Here is a 14630-nt window from a genome sequence, read left to right as displayed (position 1 = left end):
GAACATGGAAAACAACAAGATAATAAAATATTATTCGTATCTCAACGCAATAATAGGATCAAGTTTAGAAGCCTTATAAGCAGGATAAATACCCGATACCAACCCCACCGCAGCGCAAAGGGATACGCCAATAAGGATCCACAACCAGGGTATGATAAAGGAAGATTTTAATAGTACCGATACAATATTTCCCAGCAGCATTCCCATAATCACACCTATTACGCCACCCATTACACTAATGATAATGGCTTCGTACAGGAACTGGGTACGTACTACGTGACTGGTAGCTCCCAATGCTTTGGTAACGCCTATTTCACGGGTACGCTCTGCTACCGATACCAGCATAATATTCATCAGCCCGATGGCTGATCCAAAAAGCGTAATAAACGCAATAACGATGGCAAACAAATTCACTTTACCTAAACTGGCAAACAGCATTTCAGCAATGCTGTCGCTTTTACTCAACTCAAAATTATCTTCTTCATTGATAGCCAGTCCCCGGATAATACGGAAAAGCCCCGTCGCTTCTCCCTGTGCTGCATCCATTTGTTTGATGTCCTTTACATTCACTGCAATCTGGTAGCTGGCATTAGGACGGCTAAAAACCCTGCGCGTATTATTCACCGTGGTGATGATCACGTTATCCGCACTCATCATTTTGCTGCTGCCTTTTGTGGCCATCACACCAATTACCCGGTACCTGATATCCCCTACCCTGATAGTGCTGTTCACCACATTTTTTAACTGCTTTCCAAAAAGCTTTTGCGCCACATCATTACCCAGTATGGCTACGTTCCTGCCAGACGCTACATCCAGCTGGTTAAAATCCCGTCCCTGCGCAATTTCATAATTGGAAATCTTCAGGTAGTTTTCATCTCCCCCTATTACCTGTACATTCGGGTTAGTTTTCTTTTCATCCTTGTAGATGGTGGCAATCCCGGTTGCCTGGAACGACACACTGACGATAGCCGGGAAATGATACCGGTCCCGGAAAGCAATCGCTTCCTGGTAGCGGATGATCTTATTACTGTTGGATTTCTTTACTTTCTTGATATTTTTATTGCCCTTGGAAGCCTTATCATTGTCATCCCCGATTCGTACCTGCATACCCCGGTTACGGATAGAAAAGCTGTTGGCTCCCATACTGGCAAAGCTGCTGTAGATATTGTTCTTCATACTGTCGATAGCAGTAAGAATACCTACCAGTACTGTTATTCCCAATGCAATAATGGATACAGTAAGGCCTGTGCGCAATTTATTGCCAGTTACAGAACGATAAGCCAGGGAAAAAATATCTCTTGATTGCATAATGACGGGTTACCTATAAAGTTACTGTAATATAGCTATTAAATCCATTCATTTTGGGATGAACGGCGGAAAGCGTAAAGCAGAAAGCAGAAAGCAAAAAGCTATTAAAGCGAATGACCAGAGCGGAATTAGATCTTTTGCTCTGGTCATTCGCTTTAATAGCTTTTTGCTTTCTGCTTTACGCTTTCTACAGCCAGCACAACAGCAGGTTAGGGAACAGACCTAATACCAGTACCAGTGCTATTGCCAGCACCAGGGCAGCCTTAAAGCCGCCTGAAGTTTGCTCAACTTCGGGTTCACCGGTTTTGAAATACATGGCAATGATCACGCGGAAATAGTAGTACACGCTGATGGCGGCACAAAGCACCGCAAGCACCACCAGCCATAGTAAACGGCCATTTAGTATGGCGGCAGACAATACAAAATATTTTGCAAAGAAACCGGCCGTAACAGGAATACCCGCCAGTGAAAACAGGAATACCGCTACCGCACCAGCCAGCAATGGCTCTTTACGGGCCAACCCGTTGAATCCTTCAAAAGTATAATCCTTCAGTTTCATCAGCACCGCAAACACCCCAATGGTAGCAATGCTGTATGCTGCGGAATACAGGATAATTCCCTGAGATCCCATACTGTTTAAGGATACTACTGCAAAGAGCATAAAGCCCGCCTGTGCAATACTGGAATATGCCAGCATACGTTTTACACTCTGCTGGAATACCGCGCTGAAGTTACCAAGTACCAGGGTACCGGCTGTAATAAGAGACAATATCAGTGTCCAATGGTGGCTGATGCTGCCACCAGCGAAACTGGTATGGAACATACGCAGGAAAGCTACAAATCCACCGGCTTTTACCACGGTAGACATGAAAGCGGTGAATACAGTCGGCGAGCCATCATATACATCCGGTGTCCAGAAGTGGAAAGGAACTGCCGATACTTTAAACGCCAGGGCAAATACCATCAGGATGATACCGCATAACGCTAACGGATGAACGCTTTCTGCACCTAAACCCAACGCAGCAATTTCAAAAGAACCAGCCGCACCATAAATCAGGGTAATACCCATGAGCAGGATACCTGTAGAGAAAGATCCCATGAGGAAATATTTCAGGGATGCTTCGTTGCTCTTCAGGCTTTTCTTATCTGCCCCCGCCAGGATGTACTGCGGAATAGACATGATTTCAATAGCCAGGAACAGCATCAGCAGGTTGCTGAAAGAAGCCGCCAGCGAAATACCTGCCAGGATAAAGAAGATCAGGGCGAAATAGTCCGCCACATGTTCTCCCATCTTTTCAAACTCACTGCCCGATAACAGGAAATATAACAAGGTGGTACCCAACGCCACTGCATTGAATAACACACCAAATTTGGTCACTTCAATCATGCCATACATTACATATCCGCCCAGCTGCACAGATGGATACTGTGCCAGGTTAGCAATAAATGCTATAATGATGGCCGCGATGGCAAAAAATTTAATATGCTGCTTATTGCGTACAAATAAACCAACAAACATCAGTACAACGCCCGATAAAGCAGTAGAAATTAGTGCATTCATATTTTTGCGTTACAAAACCCCGTTACAAATTATTCCCTTCTGAAATTCCGTTTTCATACTCCCGGATATCAAAATACTTTATTGAATACCTCAGTGGTGCTGCTCACCAGATCCAGCATCGGTTTGGGATATACACCCAGCACAAGGATCATGATCACTATCAGGCTCAGCGCCAGCGCTTCTCCCGGTTGCAGATCTGTAGTAGTTTCAGTTAGCTCATTGCTCTCACCGAATATTACTTTCTGGATCATACCCAGGGTATATACAGCAGAAAGAATGATTCCCAATCCGGCAAATGCCATGAACCAGTGATTATACTCAAACAATCCGCTGAGCATCAGGAACTCGCCGATGAAACCATTGGTAAGCGGCAACCCGATGTTAGCAAGACTGATAATAACGAAGAAGATAGCCATCCGCGGCGCTTTCCGGGCCATACCGCCCAACTGATCCATATTCTTTACACCAAGGCGTTGCTGAATCACATCTACGATTATCCACAGGCCAATGATATTGATACCGTGGTTAAACATCTGTATCAGTACTCCCTGCAAGCTTTGCTCATTATCTGCGAATATAGCAGCGCACATCAAACCAATGTGGGCGATGGAGGAATAGGCAATCAAACGCTTGATATCATTTTGCACCATCGCAATCGCAGATGCGTAAATAATACCGATAATACATAACACGATCGCCACATCAGACCACATACCCACTCCCTGAGGCACCAGCAGCAGGCACCAGCGAATCAATCCGAACAATCCCATTTTCACCATCAAACCAGACAGGATCATTGTTACCGGCGTGGGAGACTGCTCATAAGTATCCGGCTGCCATGTGTGAAACGGAAATACCGGCATTTTGATAGCAAATGCAACAAAGAAGAGCCAGAACAACCATTTCTGTTTTTCCGGACCCAGCGGCAGGCTACTGAAAGCTGCCCAGCTGAAGCTATGATCCTGCGTCTGGAAATAGAGGTAGATAATACCTACCATCATCAACAGAGAACCCAGGAAAGTATAAATGAAGAATTTGAAGGTAACAGCGATACGTTTCTCTCCACCCCATAATGAGCACAGAAAATATACGGGTATCAATGCCAGTTCCCAGAAGATATAAAACAGTAAGGCATCATATGCGGTAAACACGCCCATCAAACCCGCTTGTGCCAGTAACATCAAGCCATAGAAAGAGCCTGGCTTTTCATAGTCACGGCTGTAAATAGTAATGAAAATCAACAGAAAAGCTACTGCTGTAAGTAAGCAAAGCATTACTCCCATTCCATCTAACCCTACCCGGAACTGACTTCCAAGCTGTGGGATCCAATCCGCAACAAAGTCCAGACTGTCAGGAGTAGTACGAAAGGTACACCACGTTCCAATTGCTATCACCACTGTTGCCAGCGATGAAATGATGCCCAGTACCTTTGGCCCGGACCCCTTCAGACCAAATGAGATAAGGCCCGCTATGAAAGGAATCAATATTAATAAAACTGTCAACATAATTTATCTGCGCTTGTAACTTCTGCTATTGGTTTATAATAAGAATCCGATCACAAATAATACGATCATACCGATCACCATGGCAAAGATGTAGAACCCTACCTGCCCGCTTTGTAACAGCCGGACACGTTGTCCGCCCAGTTGTACACCACGGCCTATACCATTTACCAGTCTGTCGATACCTGCCTTTTCCACCGTATCACGGAAGAAACGGCCTAATTCATAGAGTGGTTTTACGATAATAGTATCATACAGTTCGTCTATATACCATTTGTTTTCGAGCACTTTTGCAAAACCGGTGCTTTCGGTACCAGCATCCTGATAGTTCGCAAATTTCTGACGTGCAAAGAGGATGAATGCGATGACCAGTGCACTGCTCACACCCATCAGTAACCATTCTGTATTATGCGACAAGTGATGCGCTACCGCAAACGGGGCAGAAGGTGCAAAAACCGGCGCCAGGTATTCTGCCAGCAGATTTTTTGTACCAAATACTTCCGGCAAACCAACATAACCACCAAAGATAGACAGGACTGCCAGTATCATCAGTGGAATGGTGATCGGAGAAGGGCTTTCGTGCAGGTGGTGTTCCTGTTCGTGCGTTCCGCGGAATTTACCGGTGAAAGTAATGTAGTATAAGCGGAACATATAAAAGGCTGTCATCAGTGCACCTGCCAGGCCCAGCACATATAGTACGGGGTTATTGGCATATGCCTGCGCCAGGATTTCATCTTTGGAGAAGAAGCCGGAGAATCCGGGAATCCCTGCAATTGCCAGACAGCCTACCAGGAATGTCCAGTTGGTAACAGGCATGAATTTTTTGAGTCCGCCCATTTTCCGGATATCCTGTTCACCACCCATGGCATGGATAACGGAACCGGAACCGAGGAACAGCAGGGCTTTGAAGAAAGCGTGTGTCATTACGTGAAACACTGCCGCTCCGTAAGCGCCCACACCCAGGGCCAGGAACATATAACCCAACTGACTCACCGTAGAATAAGCCAGTACTTTCTTGATATCGTTTTGTTTTAAAGCAATAGATGCTGCGAACAGGGCGGTAGCCAGACCAATCACTGCAACCACAGTTTGAATATGCGGCGCCAGTGTATAAAGCACATTGCTGCGCGCAATCATGTATATACCGGCTGTAACCATGGTAGCCGCGTGGATCAGGGCAGACACAGGAGTAGGACCCGCCATCGCATCCGGCAACCAGGTATATAATGGTATCTGTGCAGATTTACCCATAGCGCCTACAAACAGCAGCATGGCAATAGCCGTAATGATGCTGTTGTTCATTCCCAGCGGCGCTGCTTTTGCAAATACTTCCGGGAAAGTAACGGTGCCAAATTGGGTGATCATAAAGAAGATGGCAATCAGGAAACCCAGATCACCAATACGGTTCATCACAAATGCTTTCTTGGCGGCATTGTTGTAGCTGGTATTGTTAAACCAGAACCCAATCAGGAGGTAAGAGCAAAGTCCTACCCCTTCCCAGCCAATAAACATCATGACATAGTTGGCGCCCAGCACCAGGATCAGCATAGAGAAAACGAAGAGGTTCAGATAGGCAAAATACCTGGCGAAGCTTTCATCGCTTTCATCATGCATGTAAGAAGTAGAATAGATATGTATCAGGGTGCCTACGCCGGTGATCACCAACAGGAACAAGGCACTCAGCTGGTCTACCTGGAATGCGAAAGGAATGTGCAGGGCACCTACAGCAATAAAATCAAACAGGGTAACCACCTGTGCAGTAAATCCCGGGGTTTTAACATCCAGGAATATTAATAAGCTAATCACAAAGGACGCCAGTACAGCGCCGCTCCCAACAAATCCAACCAGGGACTTGGATAAAAATCTGCGTCCCAATCCATTCACCAGGAAACCTAATAATGGTAAAAATGGTACCAGCCAAACTAGATTAATCATTTATCAATTCTATTTACGACGTCGAAAAATTTAATAATTACAAAAACAGCATTATTAATTTTTCAGCCTGTTAAGAATGTTAATATCTACTGAGTGTGTGTTTCTGTAGACCATAGTAATTATAGCCAGCCCTACTGCTACTTCCGCAGCCGCAACCACCATAATAAAGAATACAAACAGCTGTGCCGATCCGGCATCTACCCTGCCTGCGTCTGCCCACATTTTGGAAAATGAAACCATCAACAGGTTCACCGCATTCAGCATCAGCTCTATGCACATAAAAATAATGATCGCATTTCTGCGCATCAGTACACCCATCACACCTATGCAAAACAAGGCGATACTCAGGAATATGTAATATTGAACAGGCATAAAATAAATTACGAATTACGAATTACGAGTTACGGAGAAGCCCGTACACCCGTGTATTGCTAGTCTTTTTTACCAATTACGACCGCGCCTACCATTGCGCTGAGAAACAGGATACTGCTCACCTCAAATGGCACCACATATTGTTTGAACAACAGCTGACCCAGGTTCTTGATTAACCCGATATCAGTTGGCTGTGAGCTCAGTGCCGGCATGCTGGCATCGCGTAATGCGGCCACCAATACCACCATCAAAGCACCGCCGCTGATAGCGCCGGCATATTTCAACCAGTTGCGTTTCTGCGGCTCCAGTTCAGCATTCAGATTCATCAGCATCATCACGTACAGGAACAATACCATGATAGCACCGGCATATACAATGATATGCACTACTGCCAGGAACTGGGCATTCATCATAATATAATGCCCTGCTATGGTAAAGAATGTTACGATCAGGCACAACACGCTTGTTACAGGATTCTTACTCAATACCACGCCCAACGCTGAAACCAGCGATATGACCGACAGCACCATGAAAATTATTTGTTGTATACTCATTCCCATCTCTGCTATGTTTGACTATTGTATTTTTTAGCTAAATGTGCGCTGTGAATAATATTATTTACCCTCTTTAGGATGAGGAATCAACAGATCATCTTTTCCATAGATGAAGCCTTTACGCTGATAGTTCGCCGGGGCAAAGGTTTCAGACATATATACCGCATCTTTAGGACAGGCCTCTTCACAAAAACCACAGAAAATGCAACGCAGCATATTGATTTCATATTTCGCGGCATACTTTTCTTCCCTGTACAGGTTTTCTTCTCCCGGTTTTCTTTCTGCCGCTTCCATGGTAATGGCTTCAGCAGGACAGGCTACTGCACACAATCCGCAGGCGGTACATCTTTCACGACCTTCTTCATCCCGGTTTAATACGTGTAACCCACGGAATACCGGGCTGAAATCGCGCTTTTTTTCCGGAAAACTTACTGTTGCCTTCCGTTGAAAAAGGTGTTTGAAAGTAATACCCATACCCTTTGCAATAGCAGGGATGTACAACTTCTCTGCGAAGGTCATCGGCCGGCGATCTACTGCTTTTGCCCTGTTTGTTAATGCTTGCATAATGAATGCTTTATTTAATCCACACGATCCGTGTGTATTTAATTAGATGATATTAGTGTTGACGTGCCAGTATTAAAGCTCCGGTGATCAGCATATTCGCCAATGCCAGCGGAATCATTACTTTCCAGCCCAAACGCATCAGCTGATCATAACGGAACCTTGGAACCGTCCAGCGTACCCACATAAAGAAGAATATAAAGCACAGTGTTTTAATAAACAGTGCCACAAACCCGAGGATAGTCACCACATTTGGATCCAGGCCCAGGCTATCCATGTACGGGAAAGCATAACCGCCGAAATACATGGTAGCTATCAGTGCGGAACTGATAAACATGTTGATATATTCTGCGAACAGGAAGAAACCGAGTTTCATGGAAGAATATTCCAGGTGATAACCACCATTCAGCTCATTTTCTGCTTCCGGTAAGTCGAAAGGAGCACGGTTACATTCAGCAAAGGCACATACCAGGAAGATGAAAAAGCCCAGTGGCTGATAACATACATTCCATAAGCTGTGACGTTGTTGTTCTACGATATCTTTTAAGCTCAGGGAACCGGTGAGCATCAACAGGGCTATCAGCGCGAGCCCCATCGGCAATTCGTAGGAAATGATCTGGGAGGCCGCACGTACAGAGGCCAGCAGGGAGAACTTGTTATTGGAAGCCCATCCGCCGATCATAATTCCGTATACGCCCATGCTCACTACGCCGAATATGAAGAGAATACCGATGTTTACGTCTGCTATCTGCAGGGAAACCGGCCGGCCGGCAATTACCAGGGTATCGCCCCAGGGAATAACAGCGCTGGTCATACACGCCACCATCATAGCGATGGAAGGACCGAGAATAAAGAGGAAACGGCTGGAATTGGTGGGGATAATTTCTTCTTTGAAGAAGAGCTTACCACCATCGGCCAGCGGCTGCAACAATCCCATCGGACCCGCACGGTTAGGACCCAGACGGTCCTGTATCCATGCAGCCACTTTTCTTTCCCCCCAGGTAGAATACATGGCCACTACCAATGAAAGTACCAGTACCACTGAAATCAGGAGTACTTTTTCAATTATAAAAAACCAATCTATGCTTAATAAGGTCATACTTACACGTAATTACGATTGTTACTTCTTAAAATCATCAGAGTGAGCCGGGCCGTTGATCTGCGACAGATCAATATCCGGTCTGTTTACCTGGCTTTCAGAGTGAATATTAAACACCAGTCTCGGTTGTCTTCCGTCCAATACTTCCACCAGCGGATCTTTAGGCTTTACGGTATTTACGTAGTGACCCTGTGAAATAACGCTGTTACGTTCTATTTTGCGCGGACCTTCAATGATCCAGTCTTTCGCTTCTTTTTTATCAAAACGGCAGGTATCGCAGATAAAGGCTTCCACTTCTCCGTATTTGTCTTTGCGGGCTGTTACGCGGAATACCTCATCACCGCGCATCCAGAGTACTGTTTTACCACAGCATTTAGGGTTTTCGCAGTTGCGGTGAGCGTCAACCGGTTTCAGGAACCATACACGGTTTTTGAAGCGGAATGTCTGATCTGTTAAAGCGCCTACCGGGCAAACATCGATGACGTTGCCGATAAAGTCGTTATCCAGTGACTGGGAAATGTAGGTGCTGATTTCAGAGGCATCTCCACGGCCCAGGATACCATGTTCACGTTTTTCTGTAAGCTGATCGGCGGTATATACACAGCGGTAGCAGAGGATGCAGCGCGTCATGTGCAATTTAATATGATCGCCGAGGTCTACCTTGTCAAAGGTTCTGCGTTTGAATTCGTAGCGGGTGCTGTCTGCTCCGTGTTCATAGCTCAGGTCCTGCAGATGGCATTCTCCGGCCTGATCACATACAGGGCAATCCAGCGGATGATTGAGTAATAGGAATTCTACCACACCTTTACGCGCATCCAGTACTTCCGGGGAAGTGATGTTGGCTACTTCCATACCATCCATTACGGTAGTACGGCAGCTGGCTACCAGTTTAGGCATAGGGCGCGGATCGGCGTCGGAGCCTTTGGAAACCTTTACCAGGCAGGTACGGCACTTCCCACCGCTTCCCTGCAGTTTGGAATAGTAACACATGGCCGGCGGCACTACTTCTCCTCCTATCTTCCTGGCCGCATTCAGTATGGTTGTACCGGGTTCCACCTCTACGGAGATGTTATCGATCTTAACCTTAAATAATTTTATTTCCTCCGCCATCTTAATATCTTTTGTGCTCGCGGGGAGCAACGTTTATTTATATATTGATTCTCTGTTTCAGTATATGCATGCCCGTTATACAGCAGCCGGTGCCGGCGCAGGTAACGGATCCGCGTAATGAGCCAGCCCGAAGTTGCGGGTCTGTGATTCCTGGGGATTTGCCACGTGCCATTCAAATTCATCGCGGAAGTGGCGTATAGCGGCTGCCACCGGCCATGCAGCTGCATCACCGAGCGGACAGATGGTATTTCCTTCTATTTTGCGTTGAATATCCCACAGTAAATCGATATCGCTCATTTTGCCTTTACCGTACTCTATGTTCTGCAGTACTTTTTTCATCCAGCCGGTTCCTTCACGGCAGGGGCTGCACTGACCGCAGCTTTCATGGTGGTAGAAACGGGCGAAGGTGAGGGTATTGCGTACAATACACTGGTCTTCATCCATTACAATAAACCCGCCGGAGCCCAGCATAGAACCGGTAGCGAATCCGCCATCGGCCAAACTTTCATAGGTCATCATACGGGTTTCGCCTTTCGCTGTTTTCAGCAGCAGGTTAGCAGGCAGCACCGGAACGGAAGATCCGCCGGGGATACAGGCTTTCAGGCGTTTATTATTTTTGATACCACCGCAGTATTCGTCGGAGTAAATAAATTCTTCTACAGAGATATTCATTTCGATCTCGTACACACCGGGTTTGTTGATATTACCGCAGGCAGAGATCAGTTTGGTACCGGTAGATTTACCCGTGCCGAATTTAATATATTCATCGCCGCCGATATTGATGATAGGCACCACAGCTGCGAGGGTTTCCACGTTGTTTACCACAGTTGGAGACTGCCATAATCCTTTTACTGCCGGGAATGGAGGTTTGATACGGGGATTACCGCGTTTACCTTCCAGGGATTCTATCAGGGCGGTTTCTTCGCCACAGATATAGGCGCCTGCACCGCGCTGAACGTATATTTCGAGATCAAAGCCGGTTCCCTGGATATTTTTACCCAGCCAGCCTTTATTTTTTGCCTCTGCAATGGCCTGTTCCAGGATATCCGGAATCCAGGCGTATTCACCGCGGATATAAATGTAACAACTGTTAGCTCCTAATGCAAAGCTGGAGATGAGTAATCCTTCAATGAGGAGATGAGGGATAAACTCCATCAGGTAGCGATCTTTAAACGTACCTGGTTCTGATTCATCAGCATTACAAACCAGGTAACGGGGAACGCCTTCCGGTTTAGCGATGAAACTCCATTTTAAACCGGTAGGAAAACCTGCGCCACCCCGACCTCTCAGGCCGCTCTTTTTCACTTCTTCCAGTACGCCATCCGGTCCCAGCGTTTTCAGCGCCTTTTCAGCGGCAGCATAACCGCCGTTGCTCCGGTAGGTATCATAATACCGGATGCCTTCTATATGTGCTTTATCTAACAGTAATTTGCGTCCCATTTTCTTCCTTATGGTGTAATGGTTCCGGGAATCCCGGTCCCATCTACAGATTTTGTGTATATCTTTTATGCCTTACGTATGCCGTGTTGCGAAATGCGTTCTGCCAGTCTGTAAAAGAGCAGGCCGGCGCTAACACCACAAACAAAAGAAACAAACCAGTTATCGATTCGCCATAATGCGGTGAGTAATCCCATCAGCAACAATGCCTCTACAAACTGCAGCTTGTGACGCTGATACATTTCCTTTAACCGCATAAATGTGTTGTTTTTTGGATGCATCAGTTTGCGTTTGCTTTAGCCCTGCATTCTGAAATGATTTCATCAACCTTGGCTGGTGTCAGATGCTCACGGTAGTGTTTACCAAGTTGCATCATAGGTGCGTATCCGCAAGCTCCCAGGCATTCTACCGTTTTAAGGGTAAACAACCCGTCGGCCGTTGTTTCGCCAACACCAATTCCCAGTTTATTTTTAATGTAATCAATGATCTGATCGGAACCGCTTACCATGCAGGGGCCTGTCTGGCATACCTCAAAAAGATAGGTACCTACCGGTTTCAGGTTAAACATGCTATAGAAAGTAGCCACCTCGTATACTTCAATCGGCTCCAGTTGCAGCAAAGTAGCAACGTAGTCCATTGTTTCTGCACTCAACCATCCACCAAATGCTTCCTGAGCCAGGTGCAGCACCGGTATCAAAGCACTTTTCTGCTTCCCTGCCGGGTAGCGTGCAATGATTTCTTTTACTTTATTCAGTTTCTCTTCCGAAAATTGAACCACAGCCATTATTTTATTCAGCTTTAATCTTCAAAATATTCTTTACCGGGTTTGCACTAGGCATCCAGCTCACCTGCAATCAGGTTGAGGCTACTCATACAAACGATCGCATCGCTCAGCATGCCGCCCTGCACCAGTTCTGCATAGGCCTGGTAGTAGATAAAGCAGGGACGACGGAAGTGCAGTCTGTAAGGGCTACGGCCACCATCACTGATCAGGTAAAAACCAAGTTCACCATTGGCGCCTTCCACTGCGTTGTATACTTCTCCCGGTAACATATCTGCCTCTCCCATCACAATTTTAAAGTGATAGATGAGCGCTTCCATTTTTGTGTATACCTCTTTTTTCTCAGGCAGGTAGTAAGCAGGTACATCTGCGTGATATACATCATCCGGCAGTGTTTTCAGTTTATCCATCGCCTGACGGATAATACTGATACTTTCCCACATTTCTGCGTTACGCACGAGGAAACGGTCATAGCTATCGCCGGTAGTACCTACAGGCACAGAGAAGTCGAAGTCCTGGTAAGAGCTGTAAGGATTGGCTATACGTACATCATAATCAACACCGGCTGCACGCAGGTTAGGGCCTGTGAAGCCGTAGCTGAGCGCTCTTTCCGCACTGATGCCACCTACGCCCTGTGTACGTTCCATGAAGATACGGTTGCGGGTAAGCAGGGTTTCAAATTCTTTCAGTACAGCAGGATATTCTGCGAGGAAACGTTCAATTTTGGCAAAGGCAGCGGGTGTGAAATTTCTTTCAAAACCGCCGATACGACCAATATTGGTGGTCAAACGGGAACCGCATATTTCCTCGTATATTTCGTATATGAGTTCACGGTAGGTCATCACGTATACAAAACCGGTTAATGCACCGGTATCTACCCCCATTACAGAGCTACAGATCAGGTGATCTGCAATACGTGCCAGCTCCATGATGATCACGCGCATATAGTCTACTCTTTTGGGCATTTCAAGACCCAGGAGCTTCTCTACGGTGAGTATCCAGCCCATATTATTAATAGGGGCGGAGCAATAGTTCAAACGATCTGTGAGTGGTGTAATCTGGTAGTAAGGACGACGTTCTGCGATCTTTTCAAAAGCACGGTGAATATACCCTACGGTAGAAACAGCGCTTACAATACGTTCGCCATCGATTTCCAGAATGTTCTGAAATACGCCATGCGTGGCCGGGTGAGTAGGACCCAGGTTAAGCGTCTGCGTATCTTTTTCTATAGAGCCTTCCGGCAATTTTATATGTTGCTTCTGATCTAACATAACCTGGTTGTATTAAATAGTTCCTCCCCTTCCAAACATCTCATCATCCTTATCAATACGCATGGAGTCTTCCAGCGGAAATTCCTTTCTCATAGGGAAATAGGTCATTTCATCCACATTCAGTACGCGTATCAGGTTAGGATGCCCAACAAAGTTGATCCCGAAGAAATCGTAGGTTTCGCGCTCCATCCAGTTCGCTGATTCATACAATTTGGTAGCGGTGAAAACATCCGGTTGTGCAACAGGTGCAAATACTTTCAGGCGCAGCCTGATATTGTCCTGCAGGTTGTGCAGATGATATACTACCGCCAGTTCTTCATTTTTTCTTTCGGGATAATGCACCGCAGTGATATCTGTTAAAAAACGAAAACGCAACTCCTCATCATCAAACAGGAATTGCATTACTTTCAGGTTATAATCTTTCTGTGCGGTGAAGGTTAGCAGCCCAAACGGCTCTTCAAAGCCGGTAAGCACATCTCCAAACTTCTCCGTCAGGCGTTGCTGTATGCGTTCGTTTGTTAAAGACATTAACAATTTGAAATTTACGATTTACAATTAACCATTCCCCTCCTTACTTGATACCGTAGGCCTCCATCAGCTCTTTATATCTGTCGGAGTTACGACGACGCAGGCTTTCCTGACCTACCAGGTCCTGTATTTTCATAAAGCCATCGATAATCCCTTCCGGTCTTGGAGGGCATCCGGGCACATATACATCTACCGGAATTACCTGGTCAATTCCCTGTAATACAGAATAGGTATCGAAGATACCGCCACTGCAGGCGCAGGCGCCAACAGCCATTACCCAGCGTGGTTCAGCCATTTGCAGGTATACCTGGCGTACAATAGGTCCCATTTTTTTGGAAATGGTACCCATTACCATCAGCAAATCACATTGACGGGGTGTAAAAGCCATACGTTCTGCTCCGAAACGGGCCATATCGTATGTGGCCGCCATGGTAGCCATAAATTCGATACCACAGCAGGAGGTGGCAAATGGTAAAGGCCAGATGGAGTTCTTACGTGCCAGGCCAATTACCTTGTCAAAAGATGTGGCATAAAATCCCTCTCCGGAATATCCCTCAGGGATTTCCACCGTCTTCACCTTGTTATTATATTGAACCGGACGAGCCATTTGA

At 46.2% G+C, this 14630-nt stretch carries 15 protein-coding genes; all 15 read right to left on the bottom strand.

Going from position 1 to position 14630, the window contains the following annotated elements; all coding sequences use genetic code 11:
* Positions 1-30: 30 nt before the first annotated feature.
* Complete coding sequence (locus tag KE626_RS18905; protein ID WP_211974497.1) at positions 31-1308, bottom strand: ABC transporter permease; 1278 nt, start codon at positions 1306-1308, stop codon at positions 31-33.
* 187 nt (positions 1309-1495) lie between these two features.
* Positions 1496-2869 carry an NADH-quinone oxidoreductase subunit N gene (locus KE626_RS18900; RefSeq protein ID WP_211974496.1) on the bottom strand — a complete coding sequence of 458 codons (1374 nt, stop codon included), beginning with the start codon at positions 2867-2869 and terminating at the stop codon, positions 1496-1498.
* Between the two features lie 68 nt (positions 2870-2937).
* A complete protein-coding gene (locus KE626_RS18895; protein ID WP_211974495.1) occupies positions 2938-4374 on the bottom strand; it encodes a complex I subunit 4 family protein in 1437 nt (478 codons plus the stop codon).
* 33 nt (positions 4375-4407) lie between these two features.
* A complete protein-coding gene (nuoL, locus tag KE626_RS18890) occupies positions 4408-6306 on the bottom strand; it encodes an NADH-quinone oxidoreductase subunit L (protein ID WP_211974494.1) in 1899 nt (632 codons plus the stop codon).
* Positions 6307-6360: 54 nt separating this feature from the next.
* Entirely contained in the window at positions 6361-6678 is a 318-nt protein-coding gene (gene nuoK / locus KE626_RS18885; protein WP_079469422.1) for an NADH-quinone oxidoreductase subunit NuoK, read from the bottom strand.
* A 59-nt stretch (positions 6679-6737) separates the two neighbouring features.
* Entirely contained in the window at positions 6738-7238 is a 501-nt protein-coding gene (locus KE626_RS18880) for an NADH-quinone oxidoreductase subunit J family protein (protein WP_249207561.1), read from the bottom strand.
* A 54-nt stretch (positions 7239-7292) separates the two neighbouring features.
* On the bottom strand, positions 7293-7796 hold the full coding sequence (nuoI, locus tag KE626_RS18875; RefSeq protein WP_211974493.1) for an NADH-quinone oxidoreductase subunit NuoI: 504 nt from the start codon (positions 7794-7796) through the stop codon (positions 7293-7295).
* Between the two features lie 52 nt (positions 7797-7848).
* The gene (gene nuoH / locus KE626_RS18870) at positions 7849-8892 is read right to left on the bottom strand and encodes an NADH-quinone oxidoreductase subunit NuoH (RefSeq protein ID WP_211974492.1); all 1044 of its coding nucleotides are present in this window, start codon (positions 8890-8892) and stop codon (positions 7849-7851) included.
* A gap of 21 nt (positions 8893-8913) precedes the next feature.
* Entirely contained in the window at positions 8914-10002 is a 1089-nt protein-coding gene (locus KE626_RS18865; protein WP_211974491.1) for an NADH-quinone oxidoreductase subunit G, read from the bottom strand.
* Between the two features lie 75 nt (positions 10003-10077).
* Positions 10078-11442: an NADH-quinone oxidoreductase subunit NuoF gene (nuoF, locus tag KE626_RS18860; RefSeq protein ID WP_211974490.1), complete on the bottom strand. Its 1365-nt coding sequence runs from the start codon at positions 11440-11442 to the stop codon at positions 10078-10080.
* A 65-nt stretch (positions 11443-11507) separates the two neighbouring features.
* Positions 11508-11696 (bottom strand): hypothetical protein, encoded by a 189-nt coding sequence (locus KE626_RS18855; RefSeq protein WP_211974489.1) that lies wholly within the window; start codon positions 11694-11696, stop codon positions 11508-11510.
* A 23-nt stretch (positions 11697-11719) separates the two neighbouring features.
* Positions 11720-12223, bottom strand: a complete 504-nt coding sequence (locus KE626_RS18850; protein WP_249207560.1) for an NADH-quinone oxidoreductase subunit NuoE family protein — start codon at positions 12221-12223, stop codon at positions 11720-11722.
* A gap of 47 nt (positions 12224-12270) precedes the next feature.
* Positions 12271-13491: an NADH-quinone oxidoreductase subunit D gene (locus tag KE626_RS18845; protein WP_211974487.1), complete on the bottom strand. Its 1221-nt coding sequence runs from the start codon at positions 13489-13491 to the stop codon at positions 12271-12273.
* A gap of 12 nt (positions 13492-13503) precedes the next feature.
* Complete coding sequence (locus KE626_RS18840) at positions 13504-14019, bottom strand: NADH-quinone oxidoreductase subunit C (RefSeq protein WP_211974486.1); 516 nt, start codon at positions 14017-14019, stop codon at positions 13504-13506.
* 43 nt (positions 14020-14062) lie between these two features.
* Positions 14063-14626 (bottom strand): NADH-quinone oxidoreductase subunit B, encoded by a 564-nt coding sequence (locus KE626_RS18835; RefSeq protein ID WP_211974485.1) that lies wholly within the window; start codon positions 14624-14626, stop codon positions 14063-14065.
* Positions 14627-14630: the final 4 nt, after the last annotated feature.

Source organism: Chitinophaga hostae, from assembly GCF_018224885.1.
GTDB lineage: Bacteria > Bacteroidota > Bacteroidia > Chitinophagales > Chitinophagaceae > Chitinophaga > Chitinophaga hostae.
The sequence above is the reverse complement of the archived record's forward strand: the minus strand, read 5'-3'. Positions and strand labels throughout refer to the sequence as shown.

Excerpts from the sequence above, each read along its gene's own strand:
- KE626_RS18905 (WP_211974497.1), bottom strand. The coding sequence starts at position 1,308 with ATGCAATCAAGAGATATTTTTTCCCTGGCTTATCGTTCTGTAACTGGC.
- KE626_RS18900 (WP_211974496.1), bottom strand. The coding sequence starts at position 2,869 with ATGAATGCACTAATTTCTACTGCTTTATCGGGCGTTGTACTGATGTTT.
- KE626_RS18895 (WP_211974495.1), bottom strand. The coding sequence starts at position 4,374 with ATGTTGACAGTTTTATTAATATTGATTCCTTTCATAGCGGGCCTTATC.
- nuoL (WP_211974494.1), bottom strand. The coding sequence starts at position 6,306 with ATGATTAATCTAGTTTGGCTGGTACCATTTTTACCATTATTAGGTTTC.
- nuoK (WP_079469422.1), bottom strand. The coding sequence starts at position 6,678 with ATGCCTGTTCAATATTACATATTCCTGAGTATCGCCTTGTTTTGCATA.
- KE626_RS18880 (WP_249207561.1), bottom strand. The coding sequence starts at position 7,238 with ATGGGAATGAGTATACAACAAATAATTTTCATGGTGCTGTCGGTCATA.
- nuoI (WP_211974493.1), bottom strand. The coding sequence starts at position 7,796 with ATGCAAGCATTAACAAACAGGGCAAAAGCAGTAGATCGCCGGCCGATG.
- nuoH (WP_211974492.1), bottom strand. The coding sequence starts at position 8,892 with ATGACCTTATTAAGCATAGATTGGTTTTTTATAATTGAAAAAGTACTC.
- KE626_RS18865 (WP_211974491.1), bottom strand. The coding sequence starts at position 10,002 with ATGGCGGAGGAAATAAAATTATTTAAGGTTAAGATCGATAACATCTCC.
- nuoF (WP_211974490.1), bottom strand. The coding sequence starts at position 11,442 with ATGGGACGCAAATTACTGTTAGATAAAGCACATATAGAAGGCATCCGG.
- KE626_RS18855 (WP_211974489.1), bottom strand. The coding sequence starts at position 11,696 with ATGCGGTTAAAGGAAATGTATCAGCGTCACAAGCTGCAGTTTGTAGAG.
- KE626_RS18850 (WP_249207560.1), bottom strand. The coding sequence starts at position 12,223 with ATGGCTGTGGTTCAATTTTCGGAAGAGAAACTGAATAAAGTAAAAGAA.
- KE626_RS18845 (WP_211974487.1), bottom strand. The coding sequence starts at position 13,491 with ATGTTAGATCAGAAGCAACATATAAAATTGCCGGAAGGCTCTATAGAA.
- KE626_RS18840 (WP_211974486.1), bottom strand. The coding sequence starts at position 14,019 with ATGTCTTTAACAAACGAACGCATACAGCAACGCCTGACGGAGAAGTTT.
- KE626_RS18835 (WP_211974485.1), bottom strand. The coding sequence starts at position 14,626 with ATGGCTCGTCCGGTTCAATATAATAACAAGGTGAAGACGGTGGAAATC.